Origin of the sequence: Micromonospora sp. NPDC049645, from assembly GCF_040675155.1 — a bacterium.
In the GTDB taxonomy this organism is placed as follows: Bacteria; Actinomycetota; Actinomycetes; order Mycobacteriales; family Micromonosporaceae; genus Micromonospora.
In genome coordinates this window covers 31,596-47,972 of sequence record NZ_JBFAOI010000013.1, presented here as the reverse complement: position 1 = coordinate 47,972, position 16,377 = coordinate 31,596, and the positions used below count along the sequence as shown (strand labels likewise).

Here is a 16,377-nt window from a genome sequence, read left to right as displayed (position 1 = left end):
GCCACGAAACCGTATCTGTGCCGCGGCGCCCACCAACCGGTGGCTTGGAAATGCCACGACGGAGCGCCAAGCAGGCTGGAAACGACAGCAAGAGTTGCTGCCGCTAAAGCGTGGATCCCCGTGTGGTCCAGAGTGGGATGTGAAGCCCGCTCAAGGACGTGAATATCATGGCCGATGTCCTACGGCATTGCAAGGGTGATGCCAGTCCATCGCCGAGTCGTCCGACCCGCGCCGCTGCACACCAAAAACGCGATATCGGGGCATCCCGAGTGCCGGAATACCCCGATATCAGCGAACTCGTGTTGATCAGATACCCCCGCCACCCTCGGCCTGGGACATCACGGCCGCCGGCGGCGGGTTCTGCGCCGGGGTGCCTGCGGTCGTGCGGCCCTTGGCGAGCCGCCGCTGGACGTACTGGGCGAGCTTCGACAGCGAGTAGTTCACCACGATGAACAGCACGGCGATCACGACGTAGACCTGGATCGGGTTGCCCAGCACGCCGATGATCTGCTTGCCGATGTTCAGGGTCTCCTCGTAGCTGATGATGAACCCCAGCGAGGTGTCCTTGAGCACCACGACCAGCTGGCTGATCAGTGCCGGCAGCATGACCCGGAAGGCCTGCGGCAGTAGGACCATCCGGGTGGTCTGTCCCGGGGAGAGCCCGATGGCGGCGGCGGCCTCCGCCTGACCGCCCGGCAACCCCTCCATGCCGGAGCGGAGGATCTCGCCGATCACCACCGAGTTGTAGATGGTGAGGCCGATGACCAGATACCAGAAGTTGTCGAAGTAGAAGCCGAACTCGGGGAAGCCACGAGCCACGAAGAAGATGGTGAGCACGACAGGCAGGCCGCGGAAGACCTCGACGCAGACCCGGGTGACCGCCGACAGCACCGCGCTCAACCCGCGCAGCAGGTACGCCAGCGGCGTCGCCGCGCCGACGAAGCGCCGTCGGGTCAGGCTCTTGAGCTGGATCCGCAGTACGGCGAGCAGCGTTCCGACCACCAGCGAAGCCACGATGGCCAGGGCCGCCGCGAACAGGGTGTTCTTGAAGCCGAGGCCGATCCGATCCCAGACCTGGGAGAAGTTGTCGTTGGAGGGGTCGATGAGCGGGCCCCACAGCTCCATCGAGAGCTGGCCGTTCTCGTCCAGGGGCCGGTAGATCAGGAGGTATGCCCCGACGAGCAGGACCACGCCGGCGACGATGCTGCTGATCAGGGTGATCCGCCGCTGCCGGGGGCCGGGGACGTCGTAGAGGACGTTGGTCTGCTGACTCATCGGGCCACCGCCTGTCGCTTCTCGATCCGGTCCAGCAGGGCGCCGAGCGGTACCGTCATGATCAGGTAGCCGATCGAGATGCCGATGGCGACCGGGACGAAGGCGTAGCCCTCGGCCCCGGTGAGCTGATCGGCCGTGGCCGACAGGTCACCGGCAACCCCGAAGAAGCCGGCCAGCGCGGAGTTCTTGATCATTGCGATGATCACCGAGCCGAGCGGCACGACGGAGGCCTTCCAGGACTGCGGCAGCACCACGTGGCGCAGGTTCTGCCCGAAGGTCAGGCCCAGCGACCGCGCGGCCTCCGCCTGGCCGGGGGGCACCGCGTTCACCCCGGACCGCAGCGCCTCGCAGACGAACGCGGCGGTGTAGAGCACCAGGGCGATCAGCGCGAACCGGAAGTACGGCAGGTCGGTGCCGAGCCGGGTGAACAGCGAGTCGAGCACCGGGATGCGGAGGAAGTCGGCGTTGGAGCCGAGGGCGGGCAGACCGAACGCGGCGAAGAACATCACCACGGTCAGCGGCATGTTGCGGAAGACGTTCACGTAGCTGGTGCCGAGCGCGCGCAGCGGCGGCACCGGCGAGATGCGGAGCACCGCCACGATGGCGCCCAGGACGAGGGCGCCGATCGCGGCGAGGACACAGATCTGGAGGGTGAGCCAGAAACCACCCGCAAAGACGTCGAACTTGTCGATGAGCACGTTCACGGGTCGGTGTTCCTCCCCACCCTCCAGATCGAAGGGTCAGATCAGTAGCGGTTGATGGTGGGCGCCGAGCCGAGTTCCGCGCCGAACTTGCCGGCGGTGTCGTCCCAGGCCTTCTTCCAGCTGCCGTCGGCGACCGCCTTGTCCAGCGTGTCGTTGATGAAGCTGCGGAAGTCGGCGTCCTCCTTCTTCACCCCGATGCCGTACGGCTCCTTGGTGAAGTTGCTGCCGGCCAGCTTGAAGGACGCCTCGTCCTTGGCGATGTAGCCGAGCAGGATCACGTTGTCAGTGGTCACGGCGTCGACCTGGCCGCTCTTGAGGGCGTCGCGGCACTTGTCGTAGGTGTCGAAGGGCACCAGCTGGGTGGCGACGTCCTTGACGTACTTCTTGATCTCCTCGAATGGCGTCGAGCCGGTGACCGAGCAGACCTTCTTGGTGCCGTCCTTGAACGAGTCCGGACCGGTGATGGTCGTGTCGTCCTTCTTGACCATGATGTTCTGGCCGGCCTCGTAGTACGGACCGGCGAAGGCGATCCGCTCCTTGCGCTTGTCGTTGATCGTGTAGGTCGCGGCGACCAGGTCGACCGTGCCGTTGACGATCACGTCCTCGCGGACCTTCGAGGGGGCCTCGACCCACTCGATCTTGTCCTCGGGGATGCCGAGCTCCTTGACGATGATCTTCGCGATCTCGACGTCGAAGCCCTCCGGCTTGCCGGAGAGGCCCTTCAGGCCGAAGCCCGGCTGGTCGAACTTGGTGCCGACCTTGATCTTCTGGGCCTTGTTCAGCTTCTCCATGGTGCTGCCGGCGGCGAAGGACTTGCTGCCAGCACCGGTGTCCCCGCCGTCGTCGCCACCACAGGCGGTGAGGCCGAGCGCCAGAGCGGCGACCGCGGCGACAGCCGCAACGCGCTTGATACGCATACTCTTCTCCTTTTTCAACGGAGCCCACCGAGTACGGCGCGCTCCACTACGGACGCCTAGTGCGTGAGGATCTTGGAGAGGAAGTCTCGGGCCCGCTCACTGCGGGGGTTCGCGAAGAACTCCGCTGGTGGGGCGTCCTCGACCAGTTGCCCGTCGGCCATGAAGATGACCCGGTTGGCCGCGTGCCGGGCGAAGCCCATCTCGTGGGTGACCACGACCATGGTCATGCCGTCGCTGGCCAGCGAGGTCATCACGTCGAGCACCTCGCCGACCATCTCCGGGTCCAGGGCGCTGGTCGGCTCGTCGAAGAGCATCGCCTTGGGCTGCATGGCCAGCGCCCGGGCGATGGCCGCCCGCTGCTGCTGACCACCGGAGAGCTGGGCCGGGAACTTGTCCGCCTGGTTGGCGATGCCGACCCGGTCGAGCAGGGCCAGGCCGCGCTCGCGGGCGGCGGCCGGCTTCTCCTTGCGGACCTTGATCGGGCCGAGGGTGACGTTCTCCAGGATGGTCTTGTGCGCGAAGAGGTTGAAGGACTGGAAGACCATGCCCACCTCGCTGCGCAGCTTGGCGAGGGGCTTGCCCTCGGCGGGCAGCGGCTGGCCGTCGAAGGTGATGGTGCCCGAGTTGATCGGTTCCAGTCGGTTGATCGTGCGGCACAGCGTCGACTTGCCGGAGCCGGACGGGCCGATCACCACGACCACCTCGCCCCGACCCACCGACAGTGAGACGTCGTCCAGCACGTGCAGCGGCCCGAACCACTTGTTGACCGCGTCCAGCACGATGAGCGGTTCGCCCGTCGTCACGTCGTCCACCGTCCCCTGTCGTCTCCCGGATCGGGGTCGGTTGACCCCCGGTGCGGCCACTGTAGGCGGCCTGATGTGGCAGAACACAACCCGGCGGGTCACGGAGCGGTAACACCGGTCACGATCGTCGTGCGGCGTCCGATTCCGGTCACCGCGCGGGTCGCGGCGGTGGCGATCGAGGGCTGTTGTCGAGATCATTGGGCAATGACTGAACCGGTACGGCTGACCACCTACGCCCGCGGCGGTGGCTGCGCCTGCAAGATCCCGCCGGGCGAGCTGGAGCTCATGGTGGCCGGTCTGGGCCCGGCGACCGGTACCGCGGAGCTGCTGGTCGGGTTGGATCACGGTGACGACGCGGCGGTGGTACGCCTGGACGAGCGGACCGGTCTGGTCAGCACCGCCGACTTCTTCACCCCGGTGGTCGACGACGCGTACGACTGGGGCCGCATCGCCGCGGCCAACGCCCTCTCCGACGTGTACGCGATGGGCGGCACCCCGTTGCTCGCGCTCAACCTGCTCTGCTGGCCGCGCGGCGTGCTGCCGATGGAGTTGGCCGGCGAGGTCCTGCGCGGCGGCCAGGACGTGGCGCGGGAGGCCGGCTGTCACCTGGCCGGCGGGCACAGCGTGGACGACGACGGCCCGAAGTACGGTCTCGCCGTCACCGGCACGGTCCGACCGGAGGAGCTGATCACCCTCGACGCCGGCCGGGCCGGAGTGCCGTTGTCGCTGACGAAGCCCCTCGGTGTGGGGGTGTTGAACACCCGACACAAGGCGACCGGTGAGAGCTTCCCGGAGGCGGTGGCCACGATGAGCGCCCTCAACCGGGACGCCGCCCGCGCGGCGGTCGCCGCCGGCATTCGGTGCGGCACCGACGTGACCGGGTTCGGGCTGCTCGGGCACGCGTCGAAGCTGGCCCGCGCCAGCCGGCTCACGGTGGCCATCGACACCGCCCGGGTGCCCTGTCTGGCCGGTGCCCGGGAGGCGGTTCGCGACGGTTTCGTCAGCGGTGGCAGCCGGCGCAACCTGGACTGGGTGACCCCGTGGACCGACTTCGGCGCGGCGGGCGAGGCGGAGCGGCTGCTGCTGGCCGACGCGCAGACCTCGGGCGGCCTGCTGATCGCGGGCGAGGTGCCCGGCGCCACGGTGGTGGGCGAGCTGTTGCCCCGGGGGGAGCACCTCGTGGTCCTGCGCTGACCGGGGCGGTTCGCCCGCGGCCAGGACACGCGGTGGCGGTGGTGCGGATGGCGCACCATACCCGATAAACTGTCACCTTCCCGCTACTCCGAGCAATGCCGCTCAGGGAAATTTTGCCCGGAATGGTCACAGACCGGTAACTTGCCCCCGGCTGGGGTCAAATGCCCCCCACCATCGTGGGTAAGGCCCGATCCGGAGGCCGGTGGGGACGAACGCAGCGAGGAGGCGGAATGACCGAGCTGTGGAACTGGAGAATCGACGGGGCTCAACCCGTGGAGGTCTACCCGGCGCTGGCCGAGGCGCTTGGTCGGGTGGTCATGCCGTTGGCGGTGGCCGACCCGGCGCGGCTGCCGGCGTACGCGGTGGTGTGTGACGTATGGCAGGCGCCGGGCGAGTTTTCGACGGTCGTGGACTGCTACGGGGTGCCCGAGCGGCTCTCCGAGCACGCGAGCATCGCCGCGCTGGCCCGACTGCTGGGCCGCAACTGCCTGTTGCGCGACGACACGCTCGACGCGGGCCGGCATCTGCTGGTCGCGCCGGACGGCACGGTCCGTCCGGTGCACTTCGACGTCCGGGACACCGACGATGGTGAGGTGCTCAGCAAGCTGCGGCTCTGCTCGCTGGGTGACCCGGGTTGTCGGGGCTGGTCGCAGTGTCACCGCTCGCGTTGGGCGCCGGACACCGTCGCGCCGGCGCTCGCCGCGGCCTGACCCTCCCCAGGGTCGGGCCCGGCCGGGTGCCGTGCCGTGGGCCGACTCGCGGCCGGTGATCAGCTGGCGGCGGTGGCCGTTCGGTCCGTGCTGCCCGGTCCGGCGCCCCGCACCACCAGTTGGTCGAGCAGGGTGCGCGTCGCCTCGGTCACGGCGGCGACCGCGGCGTCGAACGCGGCGGCGTTGTGCGCGGCGGGCGCCCGGAAGCCAGAGATCTTCCGGACGTACTGCAACGCCGCCGCCTCGACGTCCGCCTCGGTCACCTGCGGGGTGAACGGCTCACGCAGGGTCTTGATGCTTCGGCACATATCCGCTCCTCGTCTGTCGACCGCGGTTTACCACCCGCCGTGCCGGCGATTGTACCGACGGTGACACTGGGTCGATATTTGTCTATCCTGGTCACGGACCAGAGCCCTTTCGAGCCACAGCCGCCGCTCGCGCTCTCAGCGCCCCGGGCCCCCGGAGACTCATTGTGGACCATGCCCCCACCCGCCCATCCCGTCCTGACCTAGACGATCTCAGGCGCAGCCTGCACACCCCGCTGGAACGGGTCGCCGTCGAGCACGCCGATCTCGTCGAGGCGGTGCGCCGGCGCGTCGTCAGCGGCGACCACGTGCCGTCCGGCATCGTGGCCGTCGCCGCCTTCAACTCGTCCATCTGAGCGATGGTCTGCCGGTGCGGTCCACCCGGAGTGGGCGGACCCTGCCGGCGGATCAGCCAGTTCGTGCTGAAGGTGCACAGCCGGTGCGACCTCAGCTGTGACCACTGCTACGTCTACCAGCACGCCGACCAGACCTGGCGGGGCCGTCCGGTGCGGATGCCGCCGGCCACCGTCCGGGCCGCCGCGCGGCGCATCGCCGAGCACGCCCGCGAACACGCGCTACCGGTCGTGCACGTGGTCCTGCACGGCGGTGAACCGCTGCTGCTGGGCGCCGCCGGGCTACGGGAGGTGCTGGCCGAGCTGCGCTCGGCGATCACGCCGTGCACCCGACTGGACCTGCGCATGCAGACCAACGGCGTGTTGCTCGACGAGGAGCTGTGCCGGCTGTTCGTCGAGTACGACGTCAAGGTCGGTGTGTCGTTCGACGGCGACCGCGCCGCCAACGACCGCCACCGGGTCTTCGCCCACGGCGGCAGCAGCCACGACCACGTCCGGCGGGCCCTGGCCCTGCTCCGACGACCGGAGCACCGGGCCAGCTACGCCGGCATCCTCTGCACGATCGACGTCCGCAACGACCCGGACCGGGTGTACGAGGCGCTGCTGGCCGAGAGCCCTCCCCGGGTCGACCTGCTGCTGCCGCACGCCACCTGGGACCATCCCCCGCAGCGCCCCGGCCCCGAGCCCACCCCGTACGCGGACTGGCTGGGGCGGCTGCACCGGCGGTGGGTGGACGACGGCAGCCCCATCTCGATCCGGATGTTCGAGGCGCTGCGCCCGGGCGGCGGAGGCACCGAGGCGTTCGGCCTCGCGCCGGCCGACGTGCTGGTGATCGAGGCGGACGGCAGTTGGGAGCAGGTCGACTCGCTCAAGACCGCGTACCACGGCGCGGCCGGCACCGGGTTCGACGTGTTCGACCACTCGGTGGAGGAGGCCGCGCGGCACCCCGCGGTCGCCGGTCGGCAGGACGGCGTGGACGCGCTCTGCCCGACCTGCCGTGCCTGTCCGGTGGTCGACCGGTGCGGCGGTGGCCTGTACGCCCACCGCTGGCGCACCGGCTCCGGCTTCGACAACCCCTCGGTCTACTGCGCCGACCTGTTCCGCCTGATCGAGACCGTGGACGCCCACCCGCCGCCCGTCCCGACCGTGCCGCGCCAGCGGACCGCCACCCCACCAGCGTCGGGCGAACGGTCCGCCACCTCGCCGGTCGAGGAGTTGCTCGACGACCTGGCGACCGGGCACGGGTCGGCGGCGACGCTGGCGCTGCTCGCCGCCACCCAGCTCTCCATCACCCGGGCGCTGCTGGCCTCCTGCCGGGACCGGTCCGGCGCCACCGCCGCCTGGGAGTTGCTCGTCCACCTCGACCGGGCGGCGCCGGACGCGGTCCTGGCGGTCCTGGCGCACCCCTTCGTCCGGCCGGGGTTGGTGCATCGCCTCGATCCGGCGGCCCTGCCCGGAGTCGGCGCGGCGGTCGACCCGCTGCCGGCCCTCGCCGTCGCCGCGGCCCTGCGGGCCGGCATCCCGGCCGTGTTGCAGGTTCCGCTGCGGTCCGACGCGATCACGTTGCCCACGTTCGGCAGGCTGCTGCTGCCCGGCGCGGGGGAGAGCGCCGAGGTGACCGTTCGGCCCGGTGAGTTCCAGGTCCGTCGTGGTGCGGTCGAGCGGACGGTGCTCCTCGATCCGCTGGCGCCGACGTCGGCCGGCTGGCTGCCCACCCGTGACGTGTCGGTGCCCGGTGGCCGGTTGCTGCTCGAAGACGGCGACCCGTACCGCGACTGCTACGGACAACCGGTGGCGTCCCGTCTGGAGGTGCCGGCGGCGCGGGCGTTGGGCCGTACCCTGGCCGGGGCCTGGCGGGTCGTGCACCGGGACGTGCCGGCGCACGCGGCGGCGCTCGACGGCGGTCTGCGTGCCGTCGTGCCGTTGGCCCCCGACCCGACGCGACCCCTGCGGAGCGCGACCGCCCGGCACGCGTTCGGCGCGGTCGCCGTCACCCCCCACCCCGACCCGGAGACGCTGGCGGTGCTGCTCGTGCACGAGTGGCAGCACGCGAAGCTGGGGGCGGTGCTCGACCTGTACGACCTGGTCGAACCCCACCAGGGCACCCGGATCCGGGTGCCCTGGCGCCCCGACCCGCGGCCCCCGGAGGGGGTGCTGCAAGGGGTGTACGCCCACCTCGCCGTCACCCAGGTCTGGCAGTCCCGGGCGGCCACCGACGAGGGGGACGCGTCCGCGCACGCGGCCCGTTACCTGGCGTGGACCCGGGACGGCGTCGACGCGCTGCTGGCCAGCCGGTCACTCACGACGGTGGGTGAGCGGTTCGTCGGTAGGCTGCGGCACGCCCTGGAGGAGACCCGTGTCGGGTCCGGATGAGCATTCACCGCCCGCGCTGGGCCGCCCCCGACTCGCCGACGACCTTCGGGCGCTGGGCGTACGCCCGGGTGTGTGCCTCCTGGTGCACTGCGGCCTCCGTCGGGTGGGCCCGCTGGAGCACGGACCGGCGACCCTCGCCGGCGCGCTGCGCGACGTTCTCGGCCCGGCCGGCACGCTGCTGGTGCCCACCCACACCGACGGCAACTCGACGACCTCCCGGGTCCACCTGGCCGCCACCGCGGGCCTGGACCGGGCGCAGCGCGAGCGGTACGAGGCCGCGTTGCCGGGTTGGGACCGCCGGACCACCCCGTCGCAGCGGATGGGTGTGCTCGCCGAGTACGTCCGGTGCACCCCCGGCGCCGTCCGCAGTGATCATCCGCAGACCTCGTTCACCGCGCTCGGCCCCCGGGCCCGGCAGCTCACCGACGGCCATGACCTCGCCTGCCACCTGGGGGAACGCTCACCGGTCGGCGGCCTGTACGCGGCGGACGGGCAGATCCTGTTGCTCGGCGTCGGCTACGAGGCGTGCAGCACCCTGCACCTGGCCGAGTACCGCCTCCCGGTGCCGCCACCCGAGCGGGACTACCGCTGCTTCCGGCTCGTCGACGGGCGGCGGGTCCCCCTCGACTTCCGCGCCCTGGACCTGGACGACGGGGACTTTCCGAAGGTGGGCGCCGCGCTCGACGACACACCGATCGTGCGGCGCGGTCGGGTGGGGCGGGCCGACGCCCGGCTGCTGCCGGCGCGCGCCACTGTCGACTTCGCGACTGCCTGGTTCGCCGCGAACCGGTTGGCAGCGCAACGTTGACGCGGGGACTACGCTGATGTTCCGGCCGCGTGGGGAGGGCGGAGGGGCAGCGGTGAGCACAGTGGACGCACCCTCCAGAACGCGCGCCCCGCTCTTCTTCATCAGCTATTCGCGGGCCCCGGTCGGCCGGGCCACCGGCAAGCCCGCGGAATACGTCTCCCGATTCTTCGAGGACCTCTCCGTCCACGTCAGCGAGCTGGTCGGCCCGGTGACCGGAGTGGACGCCGGCTTCCTGGACAGCTCCATCGCCGGAGGGGAACGCTGGAGCCCCGAGCTGCTCCAGGCCGCCGGCACCTGCCAGGTCTTCGTTCCGCTGGTGTCCAGCGCGCTGCTCGGCAGCGACTGGTGCGGCCGCGAGTGGGACGCGTTCTCCCGCCGACGGATCATCCCGCGACACAGCTCCGCGTCGGTGCACGAGACGGCGATCGTGCCGGTCACCTGGTCGCCGACGAACGGCACCGCACTGCCCCGGGTGCTGCGCGACATCCAGCGATTCTCCCCGACCGCGATGCCGGATCCCGACATCGCGGTGCACTACCAACGGGACGGGGTCTATGGCTTGCTGACCATGCAGTGGGAGAACGCGTACCGGGCGGTGGTCTGGCGGCTCGCGCAGCGGATCGTGGCCATCCACCGGTCGTACCTGGTCGAACCATGGGTGCCGGAGAGCGTGGACGAGCTGTGCAACCGGTTCGCCGAGGAGTCGGAGTGAGCCCGCCGGCGGACCGACGCCGGTCGGGGGCGCGCGGGACGTACTTCTTCCTGAGCTACGCCCACTCGGCGCCGCCGCCGGGCGCCCGGGCGGACGCCGACGTCTGGGTCGGCCAGTTCTTCGCCGACCTGACCGACGAGGTGCGCCGCCAGGCGCGACCGGTCGCCGGCATGCGGATCGGCTTCTTCGACCAGCACATCCCGCTGGGCGCCGACTGGAAGGCCGCTCTCGCCGAGGCGCTCGGCGACGCCGAGGTCTTCGTTCCGCTCTACTCGCCCGGCTACTTCAGCCGCCCGTGGGCCCTGGGGGAGCAGGAGTCGTTCCGGGCCCGGCTGGCCGCCGCCGGGCCGACCCGGGTCACCGCCGGCCACCTCACCCCGGTGCTGTGGATCCCGTTCCCCCCGTGGGAGGCCCATCCGGAGCTGGACGGCGCGTTGGACCTGGGCCGGGACGTCCCGGAGTACGCCGCCGACGGGCTGCGCGCCTTCTGCATGCTGGCCTCCTACCGGGCGCAGTACGAGCTGCTGCTGAACCGCCTGGCGAGCCGGATCGTGCACATCGCCGAGCGGCGACCGATCGGCCCGTCCCGGGCGCCCGGTCTGGACGAGGTCGTCCGCCCGGCGCCGACCGACCCGGACTTCGTCGTCGCCGTCCTGGCCCCGACCCGGGACCGGCTGCCGAACGATCGCGACCCCGCCGGCTACGCCGCCAGCGGCCGGCTGTGGCGGCCGTACGGGCGCAGCCAGCAACTGCCCGCCGCCGAGTACGCGGCCAGCACCGCCGAGCGGCTCGGGCTGGCGGCCCGTACCGAGGACTTCGCGCAGGCCGCCGAGTTGCTCGACCGACGGCCGGCGGTGCTGTTGGTGGACCCGTGGATCGCGGCGGCGCCGGACGCGCCCGGGGCCCTCGCCGGAATGCTGCACGGCCTGCGGGAGTGGGTCGTTCCGCTGGTGGTCACCGACGAGGACGACAGTCAGGACGCCAGCCGGTGGGCCACCGAGGTGACGCAGCTGCTGCACGACGCCGGTCTGCCCCAGGTGAAACGCGCGTGCAGCATGCCGGAGTTCGTCGACCTGATGCCGGCGCTGGTCACCGAGGCACGCCGTCAGTTCCTCAAGTACGGCCCGGTCGTTCCCTTCGAACCACCGCCGGAGCCGGTGCCGCGCCTGCGCGACGGCCTGCCCGCCGCCGGCTCGACGGTCTCCACCGACCCCGCGTCCCCGCCTGATGATCCGGCCCCACCGTCCCACGGAGAAAACCGATGAACAACGATCGCGAAGGCCAGGTCGTCACCTTCTACTCGTTCAAGGGTGGAACGGGCCGGACGATGGCGCTGGCCAACGTGGCCTGGATCCTGGCGGCCAGCGGCCGGCGGGTGCTCGTCGCCGACTGGGACCTCGAGTCACCCGGCCTGCACCGTTTCTTCCACCCGTTCCTCGACGCCGATGCGATCCAGGCCACCAGCGGCGTGATCGACATGATCCGCGACTACGAGTGGGAGACCACCCGGGTCGACGACCGGCCGGACCGCTGGATGGAGCAGTACGCCCGGGTCGGGCGGCACGCGTTCTCGCTGCGTTGGAACTTCCCCGACGGCGGCGGCCTCGACTTCCTCTCCGCGGGCCGGCAGAACAGCGACTACGCCGTCTCGGTGAGCGGGCTGGACTGGGACAACTTCTACAACCGGCTGGGCGGGGCGCAGTTCTTCGAGGCGCTGCGGGCGGACATGAAGCGCCAGTACGACTTCACCCTGATCGACAGCCGGACGGGCCTGAGCGACGTCGCCGACATCTGCACCCTGCACCTGCCGGACACCCTGGTCGACTGTTTCACGCTCAGCGACCAGGGCATCGACGGCGCGGCCCGGGTGGCGCACTCGGTCCGGGACCGGTACCGGCGGCGTGACATCCGGGTCCTGCCGGTGCCGATGCGCGTCGACCAGGCCGAGAAGGAGCGGGCCGAGGCGGGTCGGATGCTGGCCATGCGCCGGTTCGCCGGCTTGCCGGCCGGAATGACCGAGGCGGAACGGCGGCGGTACTGGGCCGCCGTGGAGGTCCCGTACCGGCCGTTCTACGCGTACGAGGAGACCCTTGCCACGTTCGGCGATCCGCCCGGCTCGCCGACGTCGCTGCTGGCCGCGTTCGAGACGTTGACCGGGATCCTCACCGACGGCGCGGTGAGCGCGCTGCCGGTGATGGACGAGTCGGTGCGGGAGCGGGGCAAGGCGCGTTTCCGCCGACGTACCGAGGCGATCGACGACCAGATCGTGCTCCGGTACGCGCCGGAGGACGCCATCTGGGCCGAGTGGCTGGAGCGGGTCCTCAGCTCGGCCGGGCTGCGGGTCGTGGAGCCCACGGCCGCCGTCGGGTCGGCCGGTACGCCCGCCCCGCGCACGCTGACCGTGGTCTCGCCGGCCTACGTGGCGACGCCGTCCGGTGGTCTGCCCGACCGTGACACCAGCACCGGCTCCACGGCCCTCGCCGTGTACGTCGCCGACCTGCGCCCGCTTGCGGAGTTCCCGTCGCAGAGCTCCACCAACCTGGTCAACGTGAGCGCCGCGACCGCCGTGGAGCGGGTGCTGCGGCTGGTCGGTCGGCCGGTGCCGTCGTCGGCGGACGGTCCGGCCGGTGGGGCCACCCGCTATCCCGGCACCGAGCCGTTGATCTTCAACGCTCCCAACCGGAACGCTCGGTTCACCGGCCGGGAGGACGACCTGGCGCGGCTGCGCGCGCAGTTGCAGAGCGGGGGCAGCGCCGTGGTGCTGCCGGTCGCGCTTCAGGGCATGGGCGGCGTCGGCAAGACCCAGGTGGCACTGGAGTACGTGCACCGGTTCAAGGCCGCGTACGACGTGGTCTGGTGGATCGTGGCGGACCCGCCGCAGTTCGTCGACACCGCCCTCGCCGACCTCGCCGGCCGGCTCGGCATCCTCGTCGGGCCCACCCTGCCCGACACGGTCCGGTCGGTGCTACAGGTGCTGGGCCGTGGCGAGCCGTACGAGCGGTGGCTCGTCGTGCTGGACAACGCCGAAGAGCTCGACCAGATCGAGCCCTTCCTGCCGCAGGGCCCCGGGCACGTTCTGCTGACCTCCCGCAACCGCGCCTGGGGGGACCGGGCGAACCCGATCCAGGTGGACGTCTTCGACCGCACCGAGAGCGTGGCGCACCTCGCCCAGCGGGTGCCCACGATCAGCGCCGAGGAGGCCGACCGGGTGGCCGAGGCCCTCGGCGACCTGCCGATCGCGGTGGCCGCTGCGGGCGCCTGGCTCGCCGACACCGGCACGTCCGTCGCCGACTACCTGCGGCAGATCGAGCGGCACGGCCCCAGCGCGCTGTCCGTGGAGGCGACCTGGGACCTGTCGCTCAACCGGCTGCTCGAGCAGGCGCCCGCCGCGTACCGACTGTTGCAGCTCTGTTCGGTGCTGGCCCCGGAGATCGCCCTCGACCTCATCTACAGCGACGAGATGGCGGCGGCCCTCGTACCGTTCGACCCGTCGGTGTCGGAACGGCTCGTGCGCGGCGCCCTGGTCCAGCAGATCAACCGGCTGGCGCTGCTCAAACTCGACGTTCAGGGCGGTCGGGTGCAGGTGCACCGACTGTTGCAGGCGGTGGTCCGGGACCGGATGACCGACGACGAGATCACCGCCGCCCGGCACCAGGTGCACCTGGTGCTGGCCGCGTCCCGACCCCGCGGCGACGTGGACGACCCGACCACCTGGGCCCGGCTGCGGATGCTCTGGCCGCACCTGGAGGTCTCCGAGGCGCTGACCTGCCCGGACGAGTCGGTGTGTCAGCTGCTCATCGACCGGGTCCGTTACCTGTGGCAGCGCGGCGGTCTGGATCAGGCCGACGGGTTCAGCCAGGAGGTGGACGACACCTGGAGCGCCCGGCTCGGTGACACGAGCGACGAGGCCGAGGCGTCGGCGCTGGGCCGACAACTGCTGCACCTGCGGTTCAACCGGGCGAACATCCTGCGCAGCCTGGGCCGGTTCGACGAGGCCCGGGACCTGGACGAGGCGGTGCTGGCCGAGCAACGCCGGCTGCTGGGCCCGCTGCACCCACACAGCCTGATGACCGCCGGCAGCCTCGGCGGGGACCTGCGGGCGCTCGGCCGCTACGCCGAGGCCCTGGAACGGGACCGGTCCACCTACGCCTCCTGGCTGCAGGTGTTCGGCGAGGACCACCCCCGGACGTTGAGCGCGGCCAACAACCTCGCCGTCTCGTACCGCCTGGTCGGTGACTACCGCTCGGCCCGACGCTGGGACGACGAGGTGCACCAGCGCCGGCGACTGGTGCTCGGCCCCACCCATCCGTACACGCTCGTCTCCGCCGTGCGGCTCGGCAGTGACCTGCGAGAGGCCGGCGAGTACGAGCGGTCGGCCACCCTGCTGCGCACGGTGTACGAGACGTACTGCGAGGTGCTCGGGCCGGACGACGGCCAGAGTCTCGCCGCCCAGGTCAACCTGGCGGTGTCCCTGCGCAGCTGCGGGCGGGGCACCGAGGCCGCCCCGATGTTCGAGACGGCCTACCGCGAACTCGACGAACGCTTCGGGCCGGACAACCCGGACACGGTGGCGTGCCGGTCGAGCCGCGCCGCGAACCTGCTGGCCGTCGGCGACGCGGCCCGGGCGCTGACCGAGATGATGGCCGTACGCCAGGCGTTCGAGGAGCAGCTGCGGCTCGGCCCGGAGCACCCGCACACGTTGGCGACGGTGAGCAACCTCGCCGCCGCGGAGCGCGCGCTCGGACGTAGGTCGGACGCTCTCGCGTCGGCGGCCCGGGCGGTCGGCGAGTTGCGCAAGGTGCTCGGCCCCGACCACCCGCACACCCTCGCGGCGGAGGTCAACCAGGCGGTGTGCCTCGCCGAGGAGGGTGACTGGGAGTCGGCGCGGGATCGGCTGCGGGAGACCGCCGGCCGGCTGTCGACGGTGATCGGTGCGGACCACCCCGACACGTTGCGCTGCCTCGGTGATCTCGCCCTGGTGTCGAGGCGGGCCGGTGACGGTCCGCCCGCCGAGGACGTCGGCGCGGTGGCGGACCGGCTGGCCGAGGTGATCGGGCTGGAGCACCCGACCGTGCAGACCCTGCGCGAACGCCGCTTCGTGGTCCGGGTGATCGACCCGCACACGATCTGACCTCGTCGGTTCGGCGGGCGGCCCGTCCCGCCGGCCCGTCCCGCCGGCCCGGCCGTGCCGGGTCGGGCGCTCAGAGCCGCGGGCTGGTCGCGAGGTCCGGCGTGGCCAGCCAGGTCAGGGTCTGGGGGAGGATCTCCACCGCCCCGAAGTGCGCGGCGCCGGGCTGCACCTGCACCTCGGCGCGCGGGATCCGCGAGGCGAGCCAGTGGGAGTGCTCCACGGGGGAGAAGCGATCCTGCTCACCGTGCCAGAGCCGGACCTCCGCGCGGATGGCGCCGAGGTCGAACCCCCAGCCGCGCCGGATCGCCAGCACGTCGTCGATCCAACCCTCGGGGCCGTGGCGCAGCGCCTCGGCGTACATGTCGGTCAGCAGTCGGCGGATCGCGATGTCGTCGACCACCCGGATGTCCTCGTCGGGCAACTGGGGGCGGAGGAAGTCCAGCAGCGTCATCGGGTCCCGGCGGGCCTCGTCGGCGCGGACCTTCAGGTTGAGGGTGAGCTCGGCCAGATCCTCGTCGGCCTGGCCGTAGTCCTCCACGTTCGTCTCCGCCATGCCCGCGTACCAGTCCAGGTCGGGTGCGCCGGCCGGGGCGAGCCCCACCAGCACGGCGGCCCGGGTGACCCGGTCCGGCAGCAGCGCGGCGCAGGCCAGGGCGTGTGGTCCACCACCGGATCGGCCCACCACCGCGAACCGGTCGATGCCGAGGTCGTCGGCGATCGCCGCCACGTCGGCCGCGGCGTCGGCCACCCGCCGACCCTCGTGCCGGTCGGAGTCGCCGTACCCGGGTCTGTCGTAGCAGACGAGGTGCACGCCGAGGCGGTAGACGACGATGCCCCGGGGGCGGGGGCCGCTGCGGCTACCCGGGGTGCCGTGCAGCAGGAAGACCGCCGGCCCGTCCGGCGCGCCCGAGGTCTCCACGGCGAGGCGTCGCCCGTCCGGCGTCGTGACGGTGCGCTGTGTCGCATCTTGTCGCGTCACGGTTGGCCTCCCGCGGGTCGTCATGTGCTCCCCCGTGAACGGAGCCGCGCATCGTCGGCGCCGAGTGCAAAGCCCCCGAAATCGCCCAGAACACATTCTTGTTGTGCAGCGTA

Annotated in this window: 14 protein-coding genes; 8 read left to right on the top strand and 6 right to left on the bottom strand. The window is 71.8% G+C overall.

Annotated elements, in window-relative coordinates; all coding sequences use genetic code 11:
* Positions 1–306: 306 nt before the first annotated feature.
* The 4 genes from AB0J33_RS24920 to AB0J33_RS24905 are packed head-to-tail and all read right to left on the bottom strand — an operon-like array spanning position 307 to position 3,708.
* A complete protein-coding gene (locus AB0J33_RS24920; protein WP_363616429.1) occupies positions 307–1,275 on the bottom strand; it encodes an amino acid ABC transporter permease in 969 nt (322 codons plus the stop codon).
* Positions 1,272–1,979: an amino acid ABC transporter permease gene (locus AB0J33_RS24915; RefSeq protein ID WP_363616427.1), complete on the bottom strand. Its 708-nt coding sequence runs from the start codon at positions 1,977–1,979 to the stop codon at positions 1,272–1,274. The genes AB0J33_RS24920 and AB0J33_RS24915 overlap by 4 nt, the downstream gene beginning before the upstream one ends.
* 41 nt (positions 1,980–2,020) lie before the next feature.
* On the bottom strand, positions 2,021–2,896 hold the full coding sequence (locus AB0J33_RS24910) for a glutamate ABC transporter substrate-binding protein (RefSeq protein ID WP_363616425.1): 876 nt from the start codon (positions 2,894–2,896) through the stop codon (positions 2,021–2,023).
* 56 nt (positions 2,897–2,952) lie between these two features.
* Complete coding sequence (locus AB0J33_RS24905) at positions 2,953–3,708, bottom strand: amino acid ABC transporter ATP-binding protein (RefSeq protein WP_238660654.1); 756 nt, start codon at positions 3,706–3,708, stop codon at positions 2,953–2,955.
* 195 nt (positions 3,709–3,903) lie between these two features.
* Between AB0J33_RS24905 and selD the strand changes: the two genes are divergently transcribed.
* Together selD and AB0J33_RS24895 are read left to right on the top strand one after the other, a co-directional pair.
* Positions 3,904–4,893, top strand: coding sequence for a selenide, water dikinase SelD (selD, locus tag AB0J33_RS24900; protein ID WP_363616423.1), 990 nt, complete (start codon positions 3,904–3,906; stop codon positions 4,891–4,893).
* 230 nt (positions 4,894–5,123) lie between these two features.
* Positions 5,124–5,603 (top strand): hypothetical protein, encoded by a 480-nt coding sequence (locus AB0J33_RS24895; RefSeq protein WP_363616422.1) that lies wholly within the window; start codon positions 5,124–5,126, stop codon positions 5,601–5,603.
* Between the two features lie 59 nt (positions 5,604–5,662).
* Here the strand turns inward: AB0J33_RS24895 and AB0J33_RS24890 are convergent, their stop codons facing one another.
* Complete coding sequence (locus AB0J33_RS24890) at positions 5,663–5,911, bottom strand: DUF2277 family protein (RefSeq protein WP_363616421.1); 249 nt, start codon at positions 5,909–5,911, stop codon at positions 5,663–5,665.
* A 164-nt stretch (positions 5,912–6,075) separates the two neighbouring features.
* Between AB0J33_RS24890 and AB0J33_RS24885 the strand changes: the two genes are divergently transcribed.
* From AB0J33_RS24885 to fxsT, 6 genes are read left to right on the top strand one after another with little or no spacing between them, the layout of a single operon-like run.
* Entirely contained in the window at positions 6,076–6,264 is a 189-nt protein-coding gene (locus tag AB0J33_RS24885) for a hypothetical protein (protein WP_363616420.1), read from the top strand.
* Positions 6,265–6,294: 30 nt separating this feature from the next.
* Complete coding sequence (locus tag AB0J33_RS24880; RefSeq protein WP_363616419.1) at positions 6,295–8,634, top strand: FxsB family cyclophane-forming radical SAM/SPASM peptide maturase; 2,340 nt, start codon at positions 6,295–6,297, stop codon at positions 8,632–8,634.
* Positions 8,618–9,442 carry an AAC(3) family N-acetyltransferase gene (locus tag AB0J33_RS24875; protein ID WP_363616418.1) on the top strand — a complete coding sequence of 275 codons (825 nt, stop codon included), beginning with the start codon at positions 8,618–8,620 and terminating at the stop codon, positions 9,440–9,442. Before AB0J33_RS24880 ends, AB0J33_RS24875 begins: the two co-directional genes overlap by 17 nt.
* 52 nt (positions 9,443–9,494) lie before the next feature.
* Complete coding sequence (locus AB0J33_RS24870) at positions 9,495–10,154, top strand: TIR-like protein FxsC (protein ID WP_363616417.1); 660 nt, start codon at positions 9,495–9,497, stop codon at positions 10,152–10,154.
* The gene (locus AB0J33_RS24865) at positions 10,151–11,419 is read left to right on the top strand and encodes a TIR-like protein FxsC (RefSeq protein ID WP_363616416.1); all 1,269 of its coding nucleotides are present in this window, start codon (positions 10,151–10,153) and stop codon (positions 11,417–11,419) included. Before AB0J33_RS24870 ends, AB0J33_RS24865 begins: the two co-directional genes overlap by 4 nt.
* Entirely contained in the window at positions 11,416–15,285 is a 3,870-nt protein-coding gene (gene fxsT / locus AB0J33_RS24860) for an FxSxx-COOH system tetratricopeptide repeat protein (protein ID WP_363616415.1), read from the top strand. The genes AB0J33_RS24865 and fxsT overlap by 4 nt, the downstream gene beginning before the upstream one ends.
* A 70-nt stretch (positions 15,286–15,355) precedes the next feature.
* Here the strand turns inward: fxsT and AB0J33_RS24855 are convergent, their stop codons facing one another.
* Complete coding sequence (locus AB0J33_RS24855) at positions 15,356–16,264, bottom strand: alpha/beta hydrolase (RefSeq protein WP_363616414.1); 909 nt, start codon at positions 16,262–16,264, stop codon at positions 15,356–15,358.
* Positions 16,265–16,377: the final 113 nt, after the last annotated feature.